Here is a 5,708-nt window from a genome sequence, read left to right on the forward strand (position 1 = left end):
AGCAATTCGTTCTCCCCCTTGAATCAGCAGGATTTCACTCAAATCCAGCGAGTTACAAGGAGCGCAAATAATCTGAACAGATTCGGATTGACCAAATTTTAGAGATTTGTCAATATCACCCTCGATAGAGTCAAAATCGCGTGTTTTTTCTCTCTCGATTTTATTTGATTGCTTCAGGAACAGCGACTTACACATCTGTTTCTGCTTATGAGTTTATGCTCTGTTATCTGCATTGATAAATCAATGATTCAATGAAACCACGTCATCCTTCAATTCTTAAAATTCAATGCACAACTTCTGGCTAAGACGCTGCCAGTTGGATTTCAACAGAAATAAACTCAGGCTCATCATCGTTTCAAGGAGGAAACCAAATGAGTGTCACATTGGTACATACCGGCGTATCGCATACTCGTATTGAGTATTGCATCTGGGAGGCACTGAACCAGGCCTGGCCTCACTCGTCAACCATAGCCCGGTTTGGCAGCGGTTTTTCCCCTGAACGCCCCATTGATGTTGCTCAGTCCGATCTAATCATCAGCACCAGTCTGGAAGCAGCCGCCAATGTCCAATGTAGCGAACACCAGTTACACATGTGTTACCTGGAACCGCGTTCGAGCAACCAGAATCCGATCAACCAGAACCTGGTGAATTCTTTAACCAATGTCGAATTTGTAGTTCCCACAAAAACGCTTCAGAACCTGAATCGTGACCGTTTTACTTCATTCGTCAGACCTCCGGTCGATACGGATTTCTTTTGTTCCGGCTTTGAAAAACGAAGCCCGTTCTATCTGTTAGTCGTAGATGGCCAGTGGTCTAAAGAAGATCAACTTGCCGTGGATGCCTGCAAAGACTTGAATCGCAGCCTGTCGATCGTGGGGATTGCAGAAGACCAACTTCCCGCGAAGTTACACTTTGAACCGCTGGTAGAAATTATCGGCCCCATTGATGACCAGTTATTGAGAGCACAATATCGGCTCTGTTCAGCCGTGATTTGTCCGCGTGATGTGGACTTCGACCTCTCTGCGATTGAAGCACAAAGCTGCGGGACCCCCGTGGTGATCTACGCTGACTGTGAGGCTGCTGCTTCGGTTACCTGTTTTGAACAACATGGACTGGGAAGCGGAATATACTTTGAAGACAAAAACGTAGAATCTCTTGCCACAGCCATTCGTGAACTGGAAACCAGGCCCCAGCGCTGCCAGGCTGTCATCGGCTGGTGTTGTGCTGCCCAATACTCCTATCAGCAGTTCCAGATTTCTTTTAACAAAGCCATCACTAAAGAAATTGCATACCGGACCAAGACATCAAAACAGCAGATCCAAATGCCAGATCAGGGTCCCGCAGAACAACGCGAAGCTGCGTAAAAGATTATTTCAACGTCTCCAGGTAGGCAATCAGATCCCGCAATTCCTGTCGGGTCAGTTTTTCACTTAATTTCTCCGGCATCAGAGAGACTTTTTGTGGAATCTGTTCATCGATTTCACTTCGTTTCACTGTTAAGACTTTTCCATCAACAGTGCCAACGCTCAAATTATCTTTATTGGCTTCTCCCAGAATCACGCCGTTAACCACTTTTCCGTTTTCAAGAATAAAGGTCCAAACGGTAAATTGCGGCGCGATCTCAGCACTGGGATGCAAAATGGACTGAGCCAGTTTTTTCCGGTCCATGGCACGCGCCACAACAGATAAATCGGGGCCCACATTGCCCCCCTGATGATTGACGGAATGACACTGAGAACAACGTACGCTGTAAGGATGATAAAATACTCGCCGACCTGCTGCCGGATCTCCGCCTGCTGATACATCCTCCCATTTCAAGTCCGGCATTTTTGTCCCCAAAGACAATGCTGACAAATCGGCCAGATCCTTTTGCTCTCCAGATTGTAACTTACTCAGAACTGCGACCACGTCTGCGTCATCATTCAAGGCCCGTAACGCGCGAATTGCCTCGGCTTTGATTGCCAGGTTCGGATCTTGAATCGCATTCAGCAGCAGAGTTTTCGATTTTGTACTGGAATCTTCTAATAAAATGCCAGCAGAAAGAGCAACAATCGCTTCACTACGAACCAGTTCCGACAATGACTGATTTACGATGATTGTTCGTAGTGCCTCCAGCATCGTTTTTCGCGGCGCCAACTGCAAAGAACGGATGACAGACAATATGTTCGGTTGATCATTCGAAGCGAGAAATGACTTCAGCAAATCGTCAGTCAGCCTGGGGTGACCGGCAGGAATTACAGCCAGCGCTCGTGCGCGGGCATTCATCGAAAACTGTTCATTTTCCAGAATCTTTAACGCATACTCCGCACCAAGTGCCTCATCATTTCCGGAGCGCTGTTCCCCTTCCAGTATCTGTATTCCAGCCAGAACCGCTTCAAATAATTCACCACTGACCTCCTTACTGTTGATAATCTCCAGCATCTCCGGCTTCAGCGAATTCAGATTTTCCTCCGCGATCCATTGTACCAACGCACGCTGTAGCGCAGGCTCCGGATTACTCAATGCGATTTTGATCAACTCCTCAGATTGGGGATCATTCTTACGCGCTGCCAGAATGATTAATAGCCTGAGACGGGGAGAAAGTGCGTCCGAATATTGCAACGTTTTTTTGAAATCGTCTTCTTTGAAGGTTTCGGAGATCAACCGGATCAACGTCGATTCAACAAACGGATCGCGCTGTTCCACAGCCTGATTTAAAAGCTTGGCCACCACTGCTGACTTACTTCTGCCCATGACACGAATGAGGGGGACCAGCCCCTGCAGACTGTTGAGAAGATAACTGGAATCGCTGCCCTCCGGATTTTGCAGAAGTTGCACAATTTGATTGACCGGCAATCGTTCGTCCGCATATTTCATGACCTCCGTATGCAACGGATGATACGGACCTTCCTGTTTTGTCGCACGCTGAGAATTAATCACTCTGACGTAGGCCGGGTTAAAATTTTCAGCCAGATACATCATGGCCTCGTAGCGTGACCGCAACGGCATTTTCTGATTTCCGACCATTCCGCGTAACGTAAGATCCCGCTCTTCCCCCATCATCCAGGTGGCCAGTCTTCGCGTAGGCAAATCCTCTGATTTCAGCGACTTCTTGACAAGAGCCGCATAGGTTTCCGGCTCCTGCATCGCGGCGTTTTTCTTCTGGGGGACCGTTTTTTTCCCGCGTTGAGAGATCCTCCAGATACGACCTTTGCCGTGCAATTTATAATCTCGCAACACCCAGTCGGTGCAATACAGACTTCCATCCGGCCCCGTCGCGATCCCCACTGGTCGGAAATTCTCGCCCCCCTCAATCAGAGGCTCACGTTTTGCAGAAAATGTCGCTCCTTTGGGCTGCAACTGAAAACGATCAATCCGATGATCGCCCCAACTGGTCACCAGCAAGTTCCCAATGTATTCAGCGGGTAAACCATTGGACTCGTATGCCAGAATTCCCGAAGGTGCTTCTCCCGTGCCTGCCACCATAGGCAGGGTTCCCGGCAACTCTCCATCCCAACTGGTAAAAGGGTGCAGCCCCTTCCGCCCATTTCGAAAGCGATAACCGTAATCTCCCCCTTCAATAATGTGTAATAACCGGCAAGGCGGCCGACTGTCAGGATCGTTGTCGACGGTGAAAACATGCCCAAAAGCATCAACACAACTGGCATGAGGATTCCAGAATCCGGTCGCCCAGAGAGAGAGCTGCGTACCATCGGGACGGCAACGGTAGAGGTTTCCCCCTTCTCCTCCCCCGGAAAACGAAATCCCATCTGCCCCTGTAATTTTATAATCAGCCCCCAGATTTTCACCAAAGCCGATAAACATCCAGCCGGCGGCATCGAAAGCAAAACCAGCCAGACCGTTATGGGGATAAGTGCCGGACGTTTCGACTTTCAGAAGTGACTTTTTCTGATCCACTTTCAGGTCACCATCTTCATCGATCATTAAAAAGACTTCATTGCGAGTGGCAACGAAGACTTCATTTGACTGGCAAAATTTGTTTTTATTCTGATTTGCTTCCAGGAATTTGAGCCAGGTCGGCTTCACAGCAACGCTCATGGTATGCGTCAATCCCTCTGCGAATGTGACGACCTCATCAGCTTTGCCGTCGCCATCCTGATCTGACAAGACTAGAATCCGGTCGCTGTCAGCACGACGATAACCTTCCGGCGGAAAATGCGTATTGCTTTCAATCGCCCAGACCCGCCCGCATTCATCCACGTCAATTCCCGTAGGCGTCACAATCTGGGGATTTTCCGCAAAGAGTTCTATCTGGATACGATCATCTGAAGAATGCGGGATGCGATTTATTTCATCCTGATCCTGAGCCAGTAAAACCGTTGATTCTATAAAAACAAAACACCAAAGAATCAGATGATATTTCAAGCAGGAGCGCATCAGAAATCCTCTCAAACTCATTTACAGACATTGAGTTATAATCAGTTAAGCGTACATCGATGTGAAGTGAAAGGAAAGGATTTCCCTCACTTCGTCAAGGAGAAATCTAGAATCTCATTCCTGGAAATCATTAGGGAATATCCCCCACCAGAACCCAGTCGCCTTATTTCCCCAGGTCCTTCCATTCAACACAACAGGATCGAGTTGCTTAATTCTCACGACGCATTCATTCTGACTCCCGTCGCGCTCTGGATTCCTGTCATGAAGCGGCCGATATCTAATACAGAGAGAGTTGATGCACAGCCACCATTCTCACACGAGCCGACCGAGCCAGGTCGCTCCCCGGGAATGAAAATTGATAGTCATACAAGGATGCGGTCAGGTTCATGTCAAACCAAACAATCGAGTCGCTGGAAAAACGAGTTGCAGAGCTGGAATCGCAAATTGAAGATTACCAGAAGCAGTTGATTCATGCACAAAAGATGAGTTCTGTCGGAGCATTGGCTTCTTCCATCACACATGAATTCAATAATATTCTGACGACCGTCATCAACTACGCCAAACTGGGATTGCGACATAAAGAAGAAGAACGCCGTGAAAAGGCGTTTACGAAAATTTTATCAGCGGGTCAGCGTGCTGCCAAAATCACGACGGGTATGCTTTCCTACGCCCGCGGAAGTGAAACCCGCCAGGAACCGGTAGATCTCGTCGTTCTAGTGAAAAGTGTCATCGCTTTAGTCGAAAAAGACCTGCAGATGAACCGCGTGAATTTGCATACACATTTTGAAGCGCACCCGGAAGTCGTCTTGAACCCGAACCAGATTCAACAGGTACTTGTCAATCTGATCGTCAACGCACGACAGGCCATGTCCTCAGGTGGCAGACTGGACCTTGCCGTACGAATCAACCAGGAATCCAATATGGCGGAAGTCATTGTCCGTGACAGCGGAGCCGGGATTCCTTCCGAACAGTTGCACCATATCTTTGATCAGTTTTACACTACCAAAGAAGCAGATGAAAACGGTCAGGGAGGAACAGGATTGGGATTATCACTGGCGAAAGAAGTCATGGAAGCCCACAAAGGAAGAATCCGGGTAGAAAGTGCCGTCGGCAAGGGAACAGCGTTTACACTGAAATTCCCGCTGACGACCGCTGCAATTGAAGCAGCCTGAGCAGAATTGTTAGCATCCCTGCCAGAAAATACTCAGTCGGGACTCGGAATAAGAGATTTTTCGGTATTTCCATTGAATTCCATAAAGCGTTAGACTATATACTTTTATTATCAGGCCGGAGTGGCGGAATCGGCAGACGCGCTGGATTCAAAATCCAGT

Annotated in this window: 3 protein-coding genes; 2 read left to right on the forward strand and 1 reads right to left on the reverse strand. The window is 48.2% G+C overall.

Annotated elements, in window-relative coordinates:
- The first annotated feature begins 371 nt into the window (after positions 1-371).
- The gene (locus tag Q0294_RS12325) at positions 372-1,364 is read left to right on the forward strand and encodes a glycosyltransferase (protein WP_299465535.1); all 993 of its coding nucleotides are present in this window, start codon (positions 372-374) and stop codon (positions 1,362-1,364) included.
- Positions 1,365-1,368: 4 nt separating this feature from the next.
- Here Q0294_RS12325 and Q0294_RS12330 read toward each other — a convergent pair whose 3' ends face one another.
- The gene (locus tag Q0294_RS12330) at positions 1,369-4,377 is read right to left on the reverse strand and encodes a PVC-type heme-binding CxxCH protein (RefSeq protein WP_299465538.1); all 3,009 of its coding nucleotides are present in this window, start codon (positions 4,375-4,377) and stop codon (positions 1,369-1,371) included.
- Positions 4,378-4,763: 386 nt separating this feature from the next.
- Here Q0294_RS12330 and Q0294_RS12335 point away from each other — a divergent pair, with 386 nt between their 5' ends.
- Positions 4,764-5,549, forward strand: coding sequence for an ATP-binding protein (locus Q0294_RS12335; protein WP_299465541.1), 786 nt, complete (start codon positions 4,764-4,766; stop codon positions 5,547-5,549).
- Positions 5,550-5,708 lie beyond the last annotated feature (159 nt).

It is taken from the genome of uncultured Gimesia sp. (genome assembly GCF_937919775.1).
Lineage (GTDB): Bacteria > Planctomycetota > Planctomycetia > Planctomycetales > Planctomycetaceae > Gimesia.

Bases quoted from the DNA above. Each gene is read 5' to 3' on its own strand.
- Q0294_RS12325 (WP_299465535.1), top strand. From the start codon at position 372: ATGAGTGTCACATTGGTACATACCGGCGTATCGCATACTCGTATTGAG.
- Q0294_RS12330 (WP_299465538.1), bottom strand. From the start codon at position 4,377: ATGCGCTCCTGCTTGAAATATCATCTGATTCTTTGGTGTTTTGTTTTT.
- Q0294_RS12335 (WP_299465541.1), top strand. From the start codon at position 4,764: ATGTCAAACCAAACAATCGAGTCGCTGGAAAAACGAGTTGCAGAGCTG.